General features: G+C 44.6%; 16 protein-coding genes. 7 read left to right on the forward strand and 9 right to left on the reverse strand.

Going from position 1 to position 19,696, the window contains the following annotated elements; translation table 11 throughout:
• Positions 1 to 92 precede the first annotated feature (92 nt).
• The 4 genes from CTY47_RS13255 to CTY47_RS13270 all read left to right on the forward strand — a co-directional run bounded on the left by CTY47_RS13255 (position 93) and on the right by CTY47_RS13270 (position 7,224).
• Positions 93 to 1,979 carry an amidophosphoribosyltransferase gene (locus tag CTY47_RS13255; RefSeq protein WP_099465243.1) on the forward strand — a complete coding sequence of 629 codons (1,887 nt, stop codon included), beginning with the start codon at positions 93 to 95 and terminating at the stop codon, positions 1,977 to 1,979.
• Positions 1,976 to 3,079 carry a glutamine-hydrolyzing carbamoyl-phosphate synthase small subunit gene (gene carA / locus CTY47_RS13260; protein ID WP_099465244.1) on the forward strand — a complete coding sequence of 368 codons (1,104 nt, stop codon included), beginning with the start codon at positions 1,976 to 1,978 and terminating at the stop codon, positions 3,077 to 3,079. Before CTY47_RS13255 ends, carA begins: the two co-directional genes overlap by 4 nt.
• Before the next feature lie 192 nt (positions 3,080 to 3,271).
• The gene (gene carB / locus CTY47_RS13265) at positions 3,272 to 6,553 is read left to right on the forward strand and encodes a carbamoyl-phosphate synthase (glutamine-hydrolyzing) large subunit (protein ID WP_099465245.1); all 3,282 of its coding nucleotides are present in this window, start codon (positions 3,272 to 3,274) and stop codon (positions 6,551 to 6,553) included.
• A gap of 83 nt (positions 6,554 to 6,636) precedes the next feature.
• Positions 6,637 to 7,224: a Crp/Fnr family transcriptional regulator gene (locus CTY47_RS13270; protein ID WP_099465246.1), complete on the forward strand. Its 588-nt coding sequence runs from the start codon at positions 6,637 to 6,639 to the stop codon at positions 7,222 to 7,224.
• Positions 7,225 to 7,278: 54 nt separating this feature from the next.
• Here the strand turns inward: CTY47_RS13270 and CTY47_RS13275 are convergent, their stop codons facing one another.
• The 9 genes from CTY47_RS13275 to CTY47_RS13330 form a co-directional block, all read right to left on the reverse strand.
• Positions 7,279 to 8,421, reverse strand: a complete 1,143-nt coding sequence (locus tag CTY47_RS13275; protein ID WP_099465247.1) for an iron-containing alcohol dehydrogenase — start codon at positions 8,419 to 8,421, stop codon at positions 7,279 to 7,281.
• Between the two features lie 42 nt (positions 8,422 to 8,463).
• Complete coding sequence (gene trpA, locus CTY47_RS13280) at positions 8,464 to 9,237, reverse strand: tryptophan synthase subunit alpha (RefSeq protein ID WP_099465248.1); 774 nt, start codon at positions 9,235 to 9,237, stop codon at positions 8,464 to 8,466.
• Between the two features lie 92 nt (positions 9,238 to 9,329).
• Entirely contained in the window at positions 9,330 to 10,010 is a 681-nt protein-coding gene (locus CTY47_RS13285) for a phosphoribosylanthranilate isomerase (protein ID WP_099465249.1), read from the reverse strand.
• Positions 10,007 to 10,813, reverse strand: a complete 807-nt coding sequence (gene trpC / locus CTY47_RS13290) for an indole-3-glycerol phosphate synthase TrpC (protein WP_199163428.1) — start codon at positions 10,811 to 10,813, stop codon at positions 10,007 to 10,009. Before trpC ends, CTY47_RS13285 begins: the two co-directional genes overlap by 4 nt.
• Positions 10,814 to 11,703: 890 nt before the next feature.
• Positions 11,704 to 12,699 (reverse strand): anthranilate phosphoribosyltransferase, encoded by a 996-nt coding sequence (gene trpD / locus CTY47_RS13305; RefSeq protein ID WP_099465251.1) that lies wholly within the window; start codon positions 12,697 to 12,699, stop codon positions 11,704 to 11,706.
• Positions 12,696 to 13,271 (reverse strand): anthranilate synthase component II, encoded by a 576-nt coding sequence (locus tag CTY47_RS13310; RefSeq protein WP_099465252.1) that lies wholly within the window; start codon positions 13,269 to 13,271, stop codon positions 12,696 to 12,698. The genes trpD and CTY47_RS13310 overlap by 4 nt, the downstream gene beginning before the upstream one ends.
• Positions 13,272 to 13,322: 51 nt before the next feature.
• Positions 13,323 to 14,726 carry an anthranilate synthase component I family protein gene (locus CTY47_RS13315; RefSeq protein WP_099465253.1) on the reverse strand — a complete coding sequence of 468 codons (1,404 nt, stop codon included), beginning with the start codon at positions 14,724 to 14,726 and terminating at the stop codon, positions 13,323 to 13,325.
• Positions 14,727 to 14,763: 37 nt separating this feature from the next.
• Entirely contained in the window at positions 14,764 to 15,948 is a 1,185-nt protein-coding gene (gene trpB, locus CTY47_RS13320; RefSeq protein ID WP_099465254.1) for a tryptophan synthase subunit beta, read from the reverse strand.
• A 387-nt stretch (positions 15,949 to 16,335) separates the two neighbouring features.
• Positions 16,336 to 17,010: an SGNH/GDSL hydrolase family protein gene (locus tag CTY47_RS13330; protein WP_099465255.1), complete on the reverse strand. Its 675-nt coding sequence runs from the start codon at positions 17,008 to 17,010 to the stop codon at positions 16,336 to 16,338.
• 101 nt (positions 17,011 to 17,111) lie between these two features.
• Between CTY47_RS13330 and CTY47_RS13335 the strand changes: the two genes are divergently transcribed.
• The 3 genes from CTY47_RS13335 to CTY47_RS13345 form a co-directional block, all read left to right on the forward strand.
• Positions 17,112 to 17,669, forward strand: a complete 558-nt coding sequence (locus CTY47_RS13335; RefSeq protein ID WP_099465256.1) for a LemA family protein — start codon at positions 17,112 to 17,114, stop codon at positions 17,667 to 17,669.
• Positions 17,670 to 17,674: 5 nt separating this feature from the next.
• A complete protein-coding gene (locus tag CTY47_RS13340; protein WP_099465257.1) occupies positions 17,675 to 18,649 on the forward strand; it encodes a M48 family metallopeptidase in 975 nt (324 codons plus the stop codon).
• A 144-nt stretch (positions 18,650 to 18,793) separates the two neighbouring features.
• Positions 18,794 to 19,696: asparaginase (locus tag CTY47_RS13345; protein ID WP_099465258.1), on the forward strand; the 903-nt coding region annotated here is incomplete at its 3' end.

Here is a 19,696-nt window from a genome sequence, read left to right on the forward strand (position 1 = left end):
ATTTGTGTTAATATGTTATTTATCGGGCTTATTTATAATCAATATGAAATATAATATTTGTAACTTTGTCGCCGTATTAAAATAAAACCCCAATGGAAGTACTTAAACATGAGTGTGGAGTCGCCATGATTCGGTTACTGAAACCTTTAGAGTATTATTACGAGAAGTATGGAACCTGGATGTATGGGCTCAATAAACTTTATCTGCTGATGGAAAAGCAGCATAACCGCGGACAAGAAGGTGCCGGTTTAGCTTGTGTTAAACTGGAAGCAAGTCCCGGCGAAGAATATATGTTTCGTGAAAGGGCACTTGGAACAAGTGCAATAACAGATATATTTTCTGCTGTTCATCAACATTACAAAGAACTACCTTCCGATAAATTGAATGATCCATATTACGCCAAGGCTAACCTTCCTTTTGCAGGAGAGCTTTATATGGGGCATCTCCGTTATAGTACCACCGGCAAATCCGGTATTTCTTATATCCATCCTTTTTTACGGCGCAATAACTGGCGTGCCAAGAATCTGGCTCTTTGCGGTAACTTCAACCTGACAAACGTAGACGATATTTTCCATGAGATAACAGCTATCGGTCAACACCCGCGTAAATACTCCGATACATATATCATGTTGGAGCAGATGGGGCATCGTTTGGATCGTGAAGTAGAACGTCTTTATTGCAAGAGTGAGGCAGAGGGGTTGACCGGAATGGATATTACCCATGCTATAGAAAATCAGATTGATCTGTCAAACGTACTGAAACGCTGTGCTCCACAATGGGATGGAGGTTATGTAATATGCGGCCTTACAGGTAGTGGCGAATTTTTTAGTGTACGTGATCCGTGGGGTATTCGTCCGGCTTTTTACTATGTGGACGACGAGATTGCTGTACTTGCTTCGGAACGTCCGGTTATACAGACTGCAATGAATGTGCAAGTAGAGGATATAAAAGAACTGAATAGGGGAGAAGCCCTCTTTATCAATAAGAAGGGAGAAATCCGGACTTCACAGATCATAGAACCGAAAGAGAATAAAGCTTGCTCTTTCGAACGTATCTATTTCTCCCGGGGTAGCGACGTAGATATATATAAGGAAAGGAAGCTGCTGGGCAGCAATCTGGTGCCCGATATACTGAACGCTGTAGATCATGATCTGGATCATACTGTCTTCTCTTTCATCCCAAATACGGCGGAGGTTGCTTATTTTGGTATGCAGGAGGGATTAAACAATTACTTGAACCGCCTTAAAACCGAACAGATTATCGGTAGCAAACGCCTTCTTAATGAACAAGAATTGTCTGATATCCTTTCTAAGCGCGTTCGTTGTGAGAAAGTGGCGATTAAAGATATAAAATTGCGTACCTTTATAGCCGAAGGCAACAGCCGTAACGATCTGGCTGCTCATGTATACGATATTACTTACGGAAGTTTGGAGCCGTATATAGACAATCTGGTCGTGATAGACGATAGTATTGTTCGCGGAACAACCCTGAAGCAAAGCATTATCAGTATCCTCGATCGCTTGCATCCGAAGAAGATCGTCATAGTTTCTTCTTCTCCCCAGGTTCGATACCCGGATTATTATGGTATTGATATGTCGCGGATGAGCGAATTTATAGCCTTTAAGGCAGCAGTGGCATTATTGAGAGACCGGGGAATGGAAAACATCATCCTGGAGGCTTACCGGAAGGCAAAAGAACAACGGATGGCAGGGAGCGATCCGATCGTAAACTATGTAAAGGAGATTTATGCTCCTTTTACCGACCGGGAGATATCGGCTAAGATGGTTGAACTGCTTACCACGGAGAAGACCCGGGCAAAGGTGGAGATTGTCTATCAGACTTTGGAAGGGCTGCACGCATCTTGTCCTGACCATCCGGGCGATTGGTATTTTTCGGGCGATTATCCGACACAGGGAGGAGCACGGTTGGTAAATAAAGCTTTCATTAATTACATGGAAGAAGAATATTTAGTCAAATGACACAACATATGGATTATATGCAGAAAGAAAAAAAAGCAACATTGATTCTGGATGACGGTACTGTTTTCCGAGGCATCTCTTTTGGTGCTGATAAAAACATTGCCGGCGAAGTAGTGTTCAACACTGCCATGACAGGATACCCGGAAAGTTTGACCGATCCCTCTTATGCCGGTCAGTTGATGGTCTTGACTTATCCGTTGGTAGGCAATTATGGAGTACCTCCACGCACCTTCAATGAAGAAGGGATTGCAACCTTTATGGAGAGCGAAAAGATACATGCGGAAGCAATTATTGTGAGCGACTACAGCCATGAATATAGCCATTGGAACGCAGTGGAAAGCCTTGGCGACTGGCTGAAGGATGAGGGCATTCCGGGCATTTATGGCATTGATACCCGTGCGTTGACAAAGAAGTTGCGCGAACATGGTGTAATGATGGGACGCATTATTATTGGAGACGATGATGAGAAGAATGTGTCCGGTTTCGGGCAATATGGAAATGTAAACTATGTGGATAAAGTATCCTGCAAAGAAGTTATTACGTATGCTGGAGGGAAGAAACGTGTTGTGTTAGTCGATTGCGGAGTAAAACATAATATTATCCGCAGCCTTTTGAAACGGAATGTAACGGTAATCCGCGTGCCCTGGGACTATGACTTCAATCAATTGGAATACGATGGATTATTCCTTTCAAACGGCCCGGGCGATCCCGATACCTGCGATGCTGCCGTACAGAATATCCGTAAAGCGTTGCAGGGCGATAAGCCCATCTGCGGCATTTGTATGGGAAACCAATTGCTGGCTAAAGCCGGTGGTGCTTCTATCTATAAATTGAAGTACGGACATCGCAGCCATAACCAGCCGGTACGTATGGTCGGTACGGAAAAATGCTTTGTCACCTCCCAGAATCATGGTTATGCAGTAGATAACGACACATTGGGTACTGAATGGGAACCGCTCTTTATCAATATGAACGATGGTACCAACGAAGGCATACGTCATAAGACAAAGCCCTTCTTCTCCGCTCAGTTTCACCCCGAAGCATGCAGCGGCCCTACGGATACGGAGTTCATTTTTGATGACTTTGTGGCTCTGCTGTGACAGGACAGGTTTGCGAGAAGCTCAAATTTAACCGCAGCTGCATCTGTAATTAAATTGCAGGGATTCGCATACATGTCGGAAGTTTTCGGCGACTTAGCAATCAGATAGAAATAGCCTGTTGTTCTTAACAGCCTGACTGCTTTAGCTTCTTAAATTACTGATTGGCATTAATAAAGAAAAGATAATAATACAATGAAAGAAAATATAAAGAAAGTCCTGGTACTGGGCTCCGGCGCACTCAAGATAGGCGAAGCCGGCGAGTTCGACTATTCGGGCAGCCAGGCATTGAAGGCTATCAAAGAAGAGGGTATTCATACGGTGCTTATCAATCCTAATATTGCTACGGTGCAAACCTCCGAAGGGGTTGCCGATACGGTTTACTTCCTGCCTGTCACTCCTTTTTTTGTTGAGAAGGTAATTGCCAGGGAACGTCCCGACGGCATTTTATTGGCCTTTGGAGGGCAAACGGCACTGAATTGCGGTGTGGCTTTGTATCAGAGTGGAGTATTGGAGAAATATAATGTGCGCGTATTAGGAACGCCGGTGCAGGCTATCATGGATACGGAAGACCGCGAACTGTTTGTCCGTAAGTTGGACGAAATAGGGGTGAAGACTATTAAAAGTGAAGCGGTAGGCAATATTGTTGATGCCCGCCGTGCAGCCAAAGAACTGGGATATCCGGTTATCATCCGCGCAGCATACGCGTTGGGTGGACTTGGTTCGGGCTTTTGCGATAATGAAGAAGAACTGGATGTACTGGCGGAAAAAGCCTTTTCTTTCTCCCCGCAAGTATTGGTAGAAAAGAGTTTGAAGGGTTGGAAAGAGGTGGAATACGAGGTGGTGCGCGACCGCTTCGACAACTGTATCACTGTCTGCAACATGGAAAACTTCGATCCGCTTGGCATCCATACAGGTGAATCGATCGTGATAGCTCCTTCGCAGACGCTTACTAATAGCGAGTATCATAAGCTCCGTGAGCTGGCAATCCGCATCATTCGCCATATCGGCATTGTAGGAGAATGTAATGTGCAATATGCTTTCGATCCTGAAAGTGAAGATTACCGAGTGATTGAGGTAAATGCCCGCTTGAGCCGTTCGTCGGCATTGGCATCAAAGGCAACCGGTTATCCGCTGGCATTTGTTGCCGCCAAGCTGGGTCTGGGTTATGGTTTGTTTGACTTGAAGAATTCGGTGACGAAGACTACGAGCGCTTTCTTCGAACCGGCTCTGGACTATGTGGTTTGTAAAATTCCGCGTTGGGATTTGGGAAAATTCCACGGCGTAGCCCGTGAACTGGGCAGCAGCATGAAGTCGGTAGGCGAGGTGATGGCTATCGGACGTACGTTTGAGGAAGCCATTCAAAAAGGTCTTCGTATGATTGGACAGGGAATGCACGGTTTTGTAGAGAATAAAGAACTGGTCATACCCGATATAGATAAAGCTTTGCACGAACCGACCGACTCCCGCATTTTTGTTATTTCGAAAGCTTTCCGTGCCGGTTATACTGTAGACCAGATACATGAGCTTACCAGGATAGACCGCTGGTTCTTGCAAAAGCTGTATGGTATTATGCAAACCGATAAAGAACTGAATCAGTTGACAGTTGATAGTGGAGAGTTGACAGGTGACAGTGGACAATTAAATACCGCTTGCGCACCTGTCACCTGTCCACTGTCACCTGTCCACTCTCCACTGATTCGCCGGGCGAAGGTTCAAGGTTTCTCGGACTTTCAGATTGCACGGGCTCTTGGTTTGGATGATGATATAGAGAAAGGAATGATGCTGGTGCGTCAATTCCGTAAAGAACATAATATACTGCCTGTCGTAAAACAAATCGACACGTTGGCTGCCGAATATCCGGCTCAGACTAACTACCTGTACCTGACTTACAGCGGAACAGAGAATGATGTGCAATATGTCGGCGACCGCCGTTCGATAGTTGTGCTGGGCTCCGGTGCATACCGTATCGGCAGTTCAGTCGAGTTTGATTGGTGTGGAGTGCAGGCGTTGAATACGATCCGCAAGGAAGGTTGGCGCTCTGTTATGATCAACTATAATCCTGAAACCGTGTCGACAGACTATGATATGTGTGATCGCCTTTACTTTGACGAACTGACTTTCGAACGTGTGATGGATATTCTCGAATTGGAAAATCCGCACGGCGTGATTGTCTCTACTGGAGGTCAGATACCAAATAATCTGGCTATGCGTTTGGATGAACAACATGTCAATATCCTCGGAACTTCTGCAAAGAGTATCGATAATGCCGAAGACCGTGAAAAGTTCTCTGCCATGCTTGACCGGATCGGTGTAGACCAGCCCCGCTGGAAGGAGCTTTCTTCGATGGAAGACATCCATGCTTTTGTGGATGAAGTCGGGTTTCCGGTATTGGTTCGTCCGAGCTATGTACTGAGTGGTGCCGCTATGAATGTTTGTTCTAACCAGGACGAGTTGGAACGCTTCCTCAAGCTGGCCGCCAATGTGTCGAAAAAACACCCGGTTGTGGTGAGCCAGTTTATCGAACATGCCAAGGAGGTGGAAATGGATGCTGTTGCCGATAAAGGTGAGATTGTCATGTATGCAATCAGCGAACATATCGAGTTTGCGGGTGTCCATTCCGGCGATGCAACTATTCAGTTCCCTGCACAAAAACTGTATGTGGAAACAGTCCGCCGTATCAAACGCATCAGCAAGCAGATTGCAAAAGAACTGAATATCTCCGGCCCGTTCAATATTCAGTATTTGGCCAAGGGCAATGAGATAAAGGTGATAGAGTGTAATCTCCGCGCTTCCCGAAGCTTCCCCTTTGTGAGCAAGGTGTTGAAGATAAACTTTATCGAACTGGCTACCCGCATTATGTTGGGATTGCCTGTCGAAAAACCTAATAAGAATGAATTTGACCTGGATTATGTAGGTATCAAAGCTTCCCAGTTCTCCTTTAACCGTTTGCAAAAAGCTGACCCTGTATTAGGTGTGGATATGGCCTCTACCGGTGAGGTGGGTTGTATAGGTGATGATCTATCCGAGGCTGTTTTGAAGAGTATGCTTTCGGTCGGTTACCATATTCCGGCAAAGAACATTCTACTTTCTACCGGTACGCCGAAACAGAAAGTGGCAATGCTTGATGCGGCAAAGATGTTAGCGGCGAAAGGTTACAATCTTTATGCTACCGGAGGTACGTATCGTTTCCTGACAGAAAACAATATACCCTGTACTCAGGTGTACTGGCCGAGTGAGCAAGGCGAGCCGCAGGCACTTACTATGTTGCATGAAAAGAAGATTGATATGGTGGTGAACATACCCCGTGATCTTTCTGCCGGTGAGTTGGATAACGGTTATAAGATACGTCGTGCTGCTACAGACCTGAATATTCCGCTTATCACGAATGCCCGTCTGGCAAGCGCTTTTATCGAAGCCTTCTGTACATTAAGTATAGACGATATTCAGATTAAAAGCTGGCAGGAATATAAATAGTTGATATAAGTTTTGATGAACTTTTTCTATGTTTGGATATATCAATTAATTTCTATCTTTGCGTTGATTAAAAACGACTTTGAATGAATTCCCAAAGAGATATAGCACATAAGATTGTAGAGCTATCGTATCCTCCGTTTCAAATAAGTGAAGAAGCTGTAGATAAGTTGGCCTCTATATTAATCCGTACAGACCTGAAGAAAAATACAGTATTCCTGAATGAAGGGGAAATCTGTAAACAGATAGGATATGTAGAGAAAGGCATGATCCGCCAGTTTTACTTTAAAAACAAGAAAGATCTGACAGAACATTTTGCATGTGAGCATAGTATTTTTATCTGTATCGAAAGCTTTCTTCGTCAGCGTCCGGCGCATTTGATGGTAGAAGCTCTGGAAAATACAGTTTTGTATGGGATCCCTCATGATCCATTATTGAAATTAGCTTCCGAAAATTATGAGATCGAAGTCATTTATCGTGGCTTGTTGGAAGATTCGCTCATTTTGTCACAGCGGAAAACAGACTCATTCCGTTTTGAAACGGCTAACGAGCGTTATAACCGTTTGTTGAAAGAACATCCCGAAATTATACAGCGTGCACCATTGTCTCACATTGCTTCCTATCTTCTTATGACGCCGGAAACGCTCAGCAGGGTGCGTGCCAGTTTGCAATAAAAAACAGGGAGGTGTAAAAATCACCTCCCTGTTTTCGTATTAAATAAGCTTCATTTATTTACAGTTTTCAAGAATAGCCCTTGCTGTCTTTCCGTCTACATTCTGACATTCGCCAAAAGCAACACCGCGTTTGTTGAAACGATGTTCTATTTCGGTAATTGTTTCGTCACCGATGTTTACTTCTGATAAACGGGTTTGTAATCCGAGACTACGGAAGAACTGTTCTGTTTTTTCTATTGCCTTGTCTATTCGTTCGTCGGCCGAACCATAGTTGATGCCCCAGACACGTTCACCGTATTGGAGAATCTTGTCTTTTTTCTGGTCACGGAGGGTGCGAAGGGTTCCGGGAAAAACAATAGCCAGTGTAGCGCCGTGGGTCAGACCATGGAGTGCTGTCAGTTCGTGCCCGATCATGTGAGTTGCCCAGTCCTGCGATACTCCCATAGATATGAAACCGTTTAGTCCCATTGTTGCAGACAGCATAAAATCGGCCATCAGATTGTAATTCTTGGGATCATTTTTGATTTGAGGGGCTATTTCGACGAGAGTATCTAGTATTCCTTCCGCCCAGTGATCCATCAGCCGGGATTGTCCGGTGGTTGTCATATATTGCTCCATCACATGCACAAAAGTATCGGCAATTCCGCAGGCTATCTGGAAAGAAGGTAATGAGAAGGTCGTCTCCGGGTCAAGTATGGAGAATACCGGATAGTCGCTGTAGAATGGGTATTTTTCTTGTGTCTCCTTGCAGGAAATTACAGCCCCGTTATTCATTTCCGAACCAGTGGCGGGCAGGGTGAGGACAGTTCCCATTGGAGTACAATCGTAATAAGAACCTTTTTTTACGAGGTCCCAGGCATCTCCGTTATAATTCAGCCCGGCAGAAATCAGTTTGGTTCCGTCTATAACTGAGCCACCGCCAACAGCTACCAGGAAGTCTATCTGCTTCCCTTTTCCCAACTCGATAGCTTTGCGGAGAGTTTCGATGGTCGGATTAGGTTCGATACCCCAGAATTCTACAATATCACGGCCTTTAAGGGCTCTGATTACCTGATCGTATACTCCGTTTTTCTTTACGCTTCCTCCTCCAAACGTTACCATGATGTGGTGAACGGCTGGAATGGCCGTTGTTAACTTTTCGATCATACCCTTGCCGAAAATCAGGCGGGTTGGATTGTGAAATGTGAAATTGTTCATCTTTTCGGATTTTAATTTATGAATAAAACATCACGAAGATTGCTATTGTTTCAGAGCTTCCAGTAACTTATCGACTGCTTCCGCAGGTGTAGCTTCGCTTTTTAGCAGTTGTACAAACTTACTACCGATGATAGTGCCCGATGAATTGGCTACGGCTGCTTCGTAAGTAGCTTTATTGCTGATGCCGAAACCGATCAGTCGTGGGTTGCGCAATCCCATTGCATTGATGCGGCGGAAGTAGGCTTGCTTTTTTTCATCGAAATCTTTTTGTGCCCCGGTGACGGCAGCGCTTGATACCATGTAGATAAATCCGCTGGTATGAGCGTCAATGAGACGTATGCGTTCTTCGGAGGTTTCGGGGGTAATGAGCATGATGACTTTTAGATCGTAACGGTCGGCTATGGGTTTGTAATCTTCCATATAGTCGGCATATGGAAGGTCGGGAATGATAACACCGGATACACCTGCATCTGCACAACTTTGGCAGAAAGCCTCAAATCCGTATTGCATGATAGGGTTGAGGTACCCCATCAGAATTACAGGAATATGTATATCATGATGTATTTTTTTTAATTGTTGAAAGAGCAGACGGAGAGTCATTCCGTTTCGCAGCGCTTGTGTGGCTGCTTCCTGAATGACGGGGCCATCAGCCATTGGGTCAGAGAAAGGGATGCCTACTTCCACCATGTCGATGCCTTTGTTTTGAAGGGCTTGAAGGGTGGCTGCCGTATTGTTGAGACCAGGATAACCGGCTGTGAAAAAGACGGACAGTATACCGCCTTTTTTGGTGTTGAATAAGTTTGTGATGCGATTCATATTGATAATATTAATTAGAAGTCAAAGTAGTTAAGTAGTCAAGTAGTTAAGAATAATAGCGACTCTGACTACTTAACTACTTGACTACTTAACTACTTTGACTTCTCAGATTTCTTAGATTTCTTGACTTCTCTGATTGCGGAGAGGAAAGTTCGTAATTTTTCTACGTCTTTCAGTCCGGGTTGGGTTTCAAAACCGCTATTCAGGTCTATGCCGATAAACCGGGGATGGCGGAAATGGCGGATGCCTTCAATACTGTCCGGGTTGATTCCACCACTCAGTAGAAAAGGAGTCTCACCTTTATAGGTTGATAGAATATTCCAGTCGAACTGTTGTCCGCTACCTCCGTAAACATTGCATTTGGTATCGAAAAGGAAATAGTCAATACGTCCTTCGTATTCTACCGTCTGCTCCAAATCTTCGGCGGAAGCTATGGGGATGGCTTTAACAATGGCATAGCCCCGTTTCTGAAGGGCGTAGCAATCGTCCGGACTTTCATTGCCGTGTAGTTGCAGGTAGTCCAGGCCGAAAGCGGTAGCTGTCTGTATCATCGTCTCAACGGAAGCATTGACAAAGACACCAACCTTTTTCAGTTGACAGTTGATGGTTGACAGTTGACAGGTGCGCAAGCGGTATTCTTGAAGATGATTGTCAACTGCTTCAAATCGTCTTGGCGATTTGGGGTAGAAGATAAAGCCTATCCAGTCCACGTTCAGCCTGGCAACGTCGCGTATATTGTCCGGCTCGCGCATGCCGCATACTTTTACGATCATGATAATTGTTGGATTAGCCGGGTTAATGCTTTACCCGGATTTCCGGTTTTCATAAACGCTTCACCCATGAGGAACCCTCGGAATCCACCTTCGCGCAGCCGGATAATCGTTTCGGCATCCGATAATCCGCTTTCCGAAACTAGCAATGGTGCTTTCGTTTCCTTTTCCGCATGTTCGCGTAACTTCTCTGCCAGACGGAAGGAGTTTTGCACATCTGTATGGAAGGTTCCGAGGTTACGATTGTTTATTCCCAGCATGTCGATGCAATCATTCAGGTGATCCAGTTCTTCGGCGGAGTGCACTTCGAGCAGTACTTCCAGTTGCAGGCTGTGTGCAGTCTCTGCTAATTGCCGGCACTTTTCAACGGTGAGGGCGGCAGCAATCAGAAGAACAGCATCGGCACCCATTACCCTGGCCTGAAATAGTTGGTACGGATCAATAATGAAATCTTTCCTGAGCAACGGTAGCGTGGATATGCGCCTTGCCTTTTGCAGATCACCCAATGAACCTCCAAAAAAATTGTGATCTGTCAGGATGGAACATGCTGCAGCACCACCCGCCTCATAAGAAGGCACGACAACCGCTGCGTCAGCTTTCGGAAACAACCATCCCTTCGATGGACTCTTTCGTTTGAATTCCGCAATGATCCCAGCTGATGACTCCAGCGCTGCCCGCATGCTGAGTGGCGTTCTGTCGAGGCGGTCGCTTGCCATGCCGAGCATCGTTTGCAGTGGAACAGCCTGTTTATGTTGTGCCACCTCCAGACGTTTGTTGACTATAATATCGTTTAATATATCTTTCATAATCTGTTTTATTTCTATTCTGTAACTTTTGCTTGCAGCTGCATCTTTATGCTTGCACAGCAAGCTGTTTCTATGCTACTTTTCTCTTGACAGAAAAGTAGCCAAAAGGTCTAAGATCGTTTCTGTCACTTTTGGCTTGACCCAAAAGTAACCAAAAGGTCAAGGCATTAGCGGCCGGGCTACTTCGGCAAAAGACTTCGCTTAACCAGCGGAACTCGCTTCGCTCAGACAGCCGCTGGTTTCGTCGCTACGTCTTTTACCTGCGTTTAACGCCCGGCCGCTGATGCCACCAACAAGAAAGCTGCGCTTTCTTTAGGGATGGCCGATACGGCTTGAGCCTGTGCCTATGCCTGCTTTTGAGCTTGTTTTCAATATGTCTGTTTTCGGTTACCTCTCTCTGGTTACCTGTTTTCAGTTATCTTTCTTCAAGATGGCTTTAGCCTGGTTTCAATTGCCGTCTGCTTCAGCTGACGGATTAAAGGAATATCTATCTTTATTGGCTTTAGCCAAATTTCTTTCTGGAAATCTCCTTTTAACAATCCTTCTCAATTGGGCTAAAGCCCTTAAAAGAGGAGAATCTACTGCCTCCGTCGGTTTCAACCGACGGCAATTGAAACCAGGCTAAAGCCATCTTTAATCAATACCCGACGGAAGCATTAAAACCAATAGAGTAACCTTTTAAGCTATCAATAACAGTAACTTTCAAAGCTATCGATATCGGCCATCTTTAGAGGGAGCGTTGCTCCCTTGTTTCCGGCCTCTGTCGGCGAGCGTAGGCAGTGCCTTGACCTTTTGATTACTTTTCTGTCAAGAGAAAAGTAATATAAGATAGTTTGTGCAGAAAGCAAAAGGAGTTATTGCATCTTTTCCTGTCTGGCAATCCAGCGCGATCAGCTATTCAGTGATACAAACTTTTTGAAGGTTTCTAACGCTTTTCCGCTGAAAAGCGCCTCTTTTGCTTCCGTGAGACAATCCGCTATCTTTTTATCAGGACAGATCACTTGTATGGCGAATGCAGCATTTGCTATTACACAATTGGTTTGTGCAGGTGTGGCGGTTCCCGAAAGGACTGCATCAAAAATACGGGCGGCATCGTCTACGGTTGCTCCTCCGTCCAGATCAGCTTCCGTGCATCGGGTAAGTCCGAGCATTTCGGGGGTGTAGAGTTTTTCTTTCTCTGCCATGGCAACTTTAAATTCAGCCGTAAGCGAAATTTCGTCGTACCCGTCCAGACTGTGTACTACGGCGAAATGCGTCCCGCTCTCTTGATACGTGTAGTTGTAGAGCCTTAACAGTGGCAGGTTGTAGACTCCTAACAGTTGATAGGTCGGAATCACAGGGTTTACCAACGGCCCCAACATATTGAAAAAACTACGCACCCCTAGGCTTTTACGAACGGAGGCTACAGCCTTCAATGCAGGGTTGAAGAGTGGGGCATGCAGGTAGGCGATGCGGCACTCGCCGATGGAACGTCGCAGATGCTCGATTTCGTTTGTAAATTTAACGCCGTGCTGTTCCATTACATTGCTGGCTCCGCTTACCGATGTGGCTCCATAATTGCCGTGCTTCACTACGTTGTAACCTGCACCTGCCACTACAAAACACGCACAGGTACTGATGTTGAATGTGTTCTTGCCGTCGCCTCCCGTACCTACTATGTCGATAGGTTTGTACTCGGAAAGGTCGATGGGAATTCGCATTTCGAGTAATGCTTCCCTGAAACCCGTCAGTTCTTCTACGGAAATGTTGCGCATCAGAAATACGGTGATGAGGCTGGCTATCTGGGAGTCGTTGTAACTTCCTCCGGCGATGTTCTGAAGTATTCTGCGTGCCTCGTCACGACCCAGATACTGGTGTTCGAACAATCTGTACAATATATCTTTCATGCAAATGATGTTTTTAGCCAGTTGCTTATAATGATCTTGCCTTTGGGGGTAAGGACGGATTCGGGATGAAATTGTATGCCGCGGACATCATACCGCCGATGGCGCAGGGCCATGATTTGTCCTTCTTCGCAATCCTCTGCAGTGACTTCCAGGCAATCGGGGAAGTTTTCGTGCGAAACGGCCCACGAATGGTAACGCCCAGCGCGAAACCCGGGTTCGAGTCCTGCAAAAAGGGGATCGGGGGCGATGACACGGACGTCTGAGCAAACGCCGTGGTGTACGTTCGCCAGGTTGATTAGCTTTGCACCGAATGCTTCGCCGATGGCCTGCTCGCCAAGGCAGACGCCCAGGATGCTTTTTGTTGGCGCATAACGACGGATGAGAGGAAGCAGAATGCCAGCTTCTTCCGGTATGCCGGGGCCGGGCGAAAGGAGAATCTTGTCGAAACGTTCTACTTCGTCCAGTGCAATCTTGTCGTTGCGGTACACCTCTACATCGGCGTCCAGTTCCTTCAGTATATGAAGCAGATTATAGGTGAAGGAATCGTAATTATCGAATAAAAGAATCTTCATTGTCTTGTATCTGTTTATTTATATTTGTGTGCTATTCTGTCAAGCCTCCGGTTAATTAATAAGTTGATTGGCCAGGTCGATTGCTTTTTTCAGTGCTCCCAGCTTATTGTTTACTTCCTGCAGTTCGCGTTCGTCATTGCTTTTGGCTACTATGCCGGCGCCGGCCTGATAATAGAGGACGTTTCCGCGGCTCACAAAAGTGCGGATCGTGATGGCCTGGTTCAGATCGCCGTCCATACCGATAAATCCTATGCAGCCGCCGTAAGCTCCGCGGTTGTGTTTCTCTATTCCGGTAATGAGCTGCATGGCACGAACTTTGGGTGCACCGCTCAAGGTTCCGGCCGGAAAAGTGTCGATATAGGTTTTTACCGGGTTACTTTCCGGATCGACCTCTCCGCTTACACGTGATACGAGGTGGATTACATGGCTGTAATATTGTACCTCTTTATAGAAATCTACTTGTACATCGTGTGCGTTCCGGCTTAAATCGTTTCGGGCAAGGTCTACCAGCATGACATGCTCGGCATTCTCTTTCGGATCGGCTAGAAGCGCTTCGGTACGCTGGCGGTCTACTTCCACATTACCTGTTCTGAAGGCTGTTCCTGCAATCGGATCGATGCTGGCATGTCCGTCGGCTACTTTGCAATGCGTCTCCGGAGAAGAACCGAAGATGCGGAAGCCTCCGAAATCAAAATAGAATAAGTAAGGTGACGGATTGATACTGCGCAGGGCACGATAAACCTTGAAATCGTCCCCTTTAAACGGTTGCTCGAAGCGACGGCTCAGTACGATTTGGAAAACGTCGCCACGCAGGCAGTGATGGATGCCCTGGCGCACCATTGTTTTGTATTCGTTATCGGTGATAGGAGAGGTTTCTTTACCGATAGACTGAAAATTGTAGGAGGCGTAGTTACGGTTTTCGATTAGTGTCTCGATTTCCTGCAGGTTGCCTTTTTCGCCATCAATAACCAATTCCACCAAGGCGAGTTCGTTTTTAAAATGGTTGAAGACCAGTATATACTTATATAATATGTATAGCATGTCGGGAGCATCATTTTCTTCGTGGTGCGCTTCCATGACCGGGATATTCTCAAAATAGCGTACGGCGTCGAAGGCTGTGTAACCAAAAAGACCGCAAACTTTCCGGTCGGCTCCTTCTATGCTGAAACTGGACAGGAAGGCATTCATTGCATCTGCAACGTTATGCGTTTCGGTTATCGGACTTACTTTGCGGCTTCCGTCAGGATAGACCGCCGTGCATTCGCCATTGTTGATGCCAATACTGGCCAAAGGGCAAAGAGCTATGTAAGAAAGGCTGTTTTCATTTCCATGAAAATCAGAGCTTTCCAATAGCGCCGACTCCGGGTATATATCCCGCACTTTCAGATAGATGCTTACGGGGGTATGGAGGTCGCCCATCACACGCTTGCTTATTGTTTTAAATTTATAATTCATAACGGTGTTATTTAATACCAGTTTACATGATATTCAATTAGTTGTTTTTATAATTGATATATGTCTCCATATCCTTGTCTCCACGTCCTGAAACTGTCAGTACAACAATGTCTTCTTTTTTGAAATCAACCTTAGGCAGAGCACCCAGCGCATGTGCGCTTTCCAATGCGGGGATAATGCCTTCAAGTTCGGTTAGTTCGAAAGCGGCTTTTAAAGCTTCGTCATCATCTACGGCCAGTATCTTTGCCCGGCGACTGACGGACAGGTTGGCATGAATTGGTCCGATACCGGGATAATCCAGACCGGCGGAAATGGAGTAAGGCTCTTCTATCTGGCCGTCTTCGCTTTGCATCACCAGGGTACGGGCGCCATGGATGATACCCTTTTTGCCAAGTTGGATGGTAGCGGCACTCATGCCCGAATGGATACCTTTTCCTCCGGCTTCGGCAAGTACGATCTTTACGCGTTCGTCATCAATATAGTGGTAGATGGTTCCGGCTGCATTACTTCCTCCGCCTACACAGGCAATCAGGTAATCAGGATAATTCCGGCCTTCTTTTTCTTGTAGCTGTTTCCGTATTTCTTCGCTGATAACCGATTGTAGGCGGGCAACCATATCCGGATAGGGGTGAGGGCCAACAGTAGAACCGATGATGTAATATGTATCGGAGGGATGACAACACCAGTCGCGAATGGCTTCGTTTGTGGCGTCTTTCAGTGTCATGTTGCCGGAGGTGACGGGAATAACAGTTGCGCCGAGCATCTCCATTTTTTGTACATTAGCGTGCTGACGTTCTACGTCCGTTTTACCCATGTACACAATACATTCCATGTCCATCAGGGCGCACACAGTGGCAGTAGCAACACCATGCTGACCGGCTCCTGTTTCTGCAATGATACGGGTTTTGCCCATCCGGCGTGCCAATAGGATTTGCCCGATTGTGTTGTTTATCTTGTGGGCGCCCGTATGATTCAGGTCTTCCCGTTTGAGGTAGATTTTGCAGCCGTATTTTTTACTTAACCGCTTGGCAAGGTAAAGGGGGGAAGGACGGCCTACATAATCGCGGAGCAGCTGATCGTATTCAGCTTTGAAGCTTTCGCTATCCAATACTTCGAGGTAAGCATTCTGGAGATCTTTTACGCATTGGTGAAGGATTTCCGGAACATAAGCTCCTCCAAATTCACCGTAGTAACCATTTTTGTCTACTTGATACGTTTTCATCTTTGACTTTTTTATTTTGTTGTTTTTATGTTTTTGTGATAAAAAGAAAAGAGGCCTGCCGCAAGTGCGACAGACCTCTTTATTGTATTTTCTACTATTCAGGTATATACATATAGGCTTCGTCCCTTACGAACTTTTGAGTTGTACGGAGCGCCACCACCAATATGTATTTACTATGAATGTTTTCATTTTGTTCTCTTGTTACGGCAGCAAATATAGAGATTGTATAATAATCTGCAAATAGTATTGCTGTTTTTTTGAAAAAATAATTTGTGTGTCCTTTATTATGATATAAATAAATCATCCCGGTCATTTATAAAAAAGATCCCGATGGTTTTATAAAATCATCGGGATCTTTTTACTAAAAGTGAATTCTTGTCCGGAAATTTATTTCAATGCTTTTTCAATAGCTGCTTTTACCATCGGTTCCATGATTTTGTATCCCTTGGTGGTAGGGTGTACTCCGTCTGACGCATTTTCGGCAGAAAGACCTCCCCGTTCATCAACCATTGCAGTATAATAGTCCAGATAAATAGCACCTGTTTTATCTGCGTAATCCTTAATCATATTGTTTAATTCTTTCACCAGTGGAGCAGGCTTTACACCAGGACGCCAAGGGAATTCGTATGCCGGAAGTGTAGAGCAAAGGATAACTTTAATATTGTTTGCCCGGGCAAGATCGGCCATTGAAGCTATGTTTTCGAACGTGTTCTTTAATGGTACGGCATAATCGTTATATGCAATGTCATTTATTCCGGCAAGAATAACTACTACTTTCGGATGAAGATTGATTACGTCAGGACGGAATCGCACCAGCATCTGGGATGTTACCTGTCCTCCGATACCTCTGTTTGCATAATTGTTGGAAGTAAAAAAATCCTGATTGTTATTCCACCATCCTTCAGTAATGGAATTTCCCATAAATACAGCCACCGGTTTCTCTACGGTTGTGTTCGCTTTTGTAAATTTACCGAAATTGGCCCAATCTTTATATTCCGGTGTTTGGGCTGAAATGAGAGTAGCACTTAAAAGGCATATAGCCGATACGATTAATTTTTTCATGATACAATTAGATATATTCAATTAGTAATGGAACAAAAATAGAAATAATATCTGTTTTTTATGTATGTTTGCCACAAGTATAATTATAAACTTTGACATCTATGACATCAATTATTATTATCGCTGTTGTTGCGGTTATTGTTATTTGGGTAATTTCATTGTATAACTCTTTGGTGAAGCTGAGAAACAACCGGGAGAATGCATTTGCTGATATCGACGTGCAGTTAAAACAACGTTATGATTTGATTCCGCAATTGGTAGAAACAGTAAAAGGGTATGCGTCACACGAAAAAGAAACATTAGAAAGAGTCATCAATGCTCGTAACGGAGCCGTTAATGCAAAAACAATTGATGAAAAAATTGCAGCAGATAATATGCTGACTTCCGCACTTTCCGGCTTGAAGATCACTTTGGAGGCTTATCCCGACCTGAAAGCAAATCAAAATTTCCTTCAACTGCAGGAAGAGATTGCAGACCTGGAAAACAAATTGTCTTCTGTAAGACGTTATTTCAATTCGGCAACAAAGGAACTGAATAATGCAATCCAAACTTTCCCGTCCAATATTATTGCCAATATGTTCGGTTTCCATAAAGAAACAATGTTTGATTTAGGCGAACAGCGTGCTACGTTGGAAGAGGCTCCGAAAATTAAGTTTTGATAAGAATGCAATACGTTGGTATACATACACAGCAGAGGCAGAATAATTTTCGTTCCATGCTTTTGCTTTTCCTTTTTCCCTGTCTGGTGATAGGGCTGTTGTATGCGTTTTGTTATTTATTGCTTTTACTGGCTTATAATGATGATAGTCTGACACAGACGCAAATCTTGAGTTATTCCACGGCTATGTTTATTCATTTTGCTCCGTATGTATTGGGTGGTGTTTTGCTATGGTTTATTATTGCTTATTTTGCAAATACCAGTATTATCAATTCGGCAACCGGCTCTCATCCGTTGGAGCGAAAGGATAATAAGCGTGTGTATAATTTGGTGGAGAACCTATGTATGGCTCAAGGTATGAAAATGCCAAAAGTGAACATCATTGATGACGATTCTTTGAATGCCTTTGCCAGTGGAATTAATGAAAATACCTACACTGTAACATTATCCCGGGGCATTATTGATAAGTTAAATGATGAAGAACTGGAAGCGGTGATTGCCCATGAACTTTCCCATATTCGTAATCGGGATGTACGGTTGCTTATTGTTTCAATCGTATTTGTCGGAATTTTTGCCATGTTGGCTCAGATAGCAATGCGCTCTGTTTATTATTCTTCATTTACCTCGTCACGGGACAGGGAAGGAAAAGGGAACGGAACAATTGTGATTGTTTTGGTAATGTTGGTTGCTGCGGTGGGATATTTTTTTTCAATGTTAATGCGCTTTGCAATTTCCCGTAAAAGGGAATACATGGCAGATGCCGGTGCAGCAGAGATGACTAAAAATCCTCGTGCATTGGCTAGCGCTTTAAGGAAGATCTCAGCTGACCCTGATATTGAAGCTGTGCATCGTGAAGATGTTGCACAACTTTTTATAGAACATCCGGGTAAACAGGCAGAGAGCGCTCTGAGTGGCCTGAGTGGTCTTTTTGCTACGCATCCACCTATAGGAAAGCGCATCCAAATATTGGAACAATTCTGACAGTTTGATTATTTTTATGGGTTTTTGTTGCGGTTGTTGCGAATATATTATGCATCAATAAATATCATGCAATATGTTTTGATGACAAAATGATAGTTACTACCTTTGCGTTATGTAAACGAAAGGTAGCAACTGTTTTTATATATGAATATACATAGGAAAGAGAAAGCTTCCATCTTGTTGATATATACGGGTGGAACCATTGGAATGATTAAAAATCCGGATACAGGAGTTTTAGAAACATTTAATTTTCAGCATTTATTGAAACATGTGCCGGATTTGAATGATTTGGACTGCTCCGTTTCTTCGATACAATTTGATCCTCCGATGGACTCTTCGGCTATGGGACCGGATTCGTGGCAGAAAATAGTTAAAATAATTGCTGAAAATTATTCGTTGTATGATGGCTTTGTCGTATTGCACGGAACAGATACCATGGCATTTACTGCTTCAGCTCTTAGCTTTATGCTGGAAAATCTGGCTAAGCCGGTTATTTTGACGGGTTCACAGCTTCCTATTGGCATGTTGCGTACGGATGGAAAAGAAAATCTGGTGACAGCAATTGAAATAGCGGCAGCTCGTGCGAATGACTTACCGGTTGTTCCTGAGGTTTGTGTTTTTTTTGAAAATGACTTGCTGCGTGGAAACCGTACCAGCAAAATGAGTGCAGACAATTTTAATGCATTCCGTTCATACAATTATCCGGTTTTGGCACATGCCGGAATTTCTATTAATTATGATATGACACAAATATATTATCCCGTTTCACGTAAACCCCTGAAGCCTCATTATGCATTGGATCGCAATGTTGCTATTTTGAAACTTTTCCCCGGTATTTCTCCGCAAGTAGTGGAAAGTATTTTGAATATTCCCGGCCTGAAAGGTGTTGTAATGGAAACGTTCGGTAGTGGCAATGCTCCTTGTGACGAATGGTTTTTAAATCTATTGAAAGAAGGGGTAGACAGGGGACTTGTTATTGTAAATATAACGCAGTGCCGTGCAGGAAGTGTGGAGATGCATCGTTATGAAACCGGATACAAATTGTTG

Origin of the sequence: Parabacteroides provencensis (assembly GCF_900232875.1) — a bacterium.
Classification (GTDB): domain Bacteria; phylum Bacteroidota; class Bacteroidia; order Bacteroidales; family Tannerellaceae; genus Parabacteroides; species Parabacteroides chinchillae.

Coding starts and splice junctions, on each gene's coding strand:
- CTY47_RS13255 (WP_099465243.1), top strand. CDS start 93: ATGGAAGTACTTAAACATGAGTGTGGAGTCGCCATGATTCGGTTACTG.
- carA (WP_099465244.1), top strand. CDS start 1,976: ATGACACAACATATGGATTATATGCAGAAAGAAAAAAAAGCAACATTG.
- carB (WP_099465245.1), top strand. CDS start 3,272: ATGAAAGAAAATATAAAGAAAGTCCTGGTACTGGGCTCCGGCGCACTC.
- CTY47_RS13270 (WP_099465246.1), top strand. CDS start 6,637: ATGAATTCCCAAAGAGATATAGCACATAAGATTGTAGAGCTATCGTAT.
- CTY47_RS13275 (WP_099465247.1), bottom strand. CDS start 8,421: ATGAACAATTTCACATTTCACAATCCAACCCGCCTGATTTTCGGCAAG.
- trpA (WP_099465248.1), bottom strand. CDS start 9,237: ATGAATCGCATCACAAACTTATTCAACACCAAAAAAGGCGGTATACTG.
- CTY47_RS13285 (WP_099465249.1), bottom strand. CDS start 10,010: ATGATCGTAAAAGTATGCGGCATGCGCGAGCCGGACAATATACGCGAC.
- trpC (WP_199163428.1), bottom strand. CDS start 10,813: ATGAAAGATATATTAAACGATATTATAGTCAACAAACGTCTGGAGGTG.
- trpD (WP_099465251.1), bottom strand. CDS start 12,699: ATGAAAGATATATTGTACAGATTGTTCGAACACCAGTATCTGGGTCGT.
- CTY47_RS13310 (WP_099465252.1), bottom strand. CDS start 13,271: ATGAAGATTCTTTTATTCGATAATTACGATTCCTTCACCTATAATCTG.
- CTY47_RS13315 (WP_099465253.1), bottom strand. CDS start 14,726: ATGAATTATAAATTTAAAACAATAAGCAAGCGTGTGATGGGCGACCTC.
- trpB (WP_099465254.1), bottom strand. CDS start 15,948: ATGAAAACGTATCAAGTAGACAAAAATGGTTACTACGGTGAATTTGGA.
- CTY47_RS13330 (WP_099465255.1), bottom strand. CDS start 17,010: ATGAAAAAATTAATCGTATCGGCTATATGCCTTTTAAGTGCTACTCTC.
- CTY47_RS13335 (WP_099465256.1), top strand. CDS start 17,112: ATGACATCAATTATTATTATCGCTGTTGTTGCGGTTATTGTTATTTGG.
- CTY47_RS13340 (WP_099465257.1), top strand. CDS start 17,675: ATGCAATACGTTGGTATACATACACAGCAGAGGCAGAATAATTTTCGT.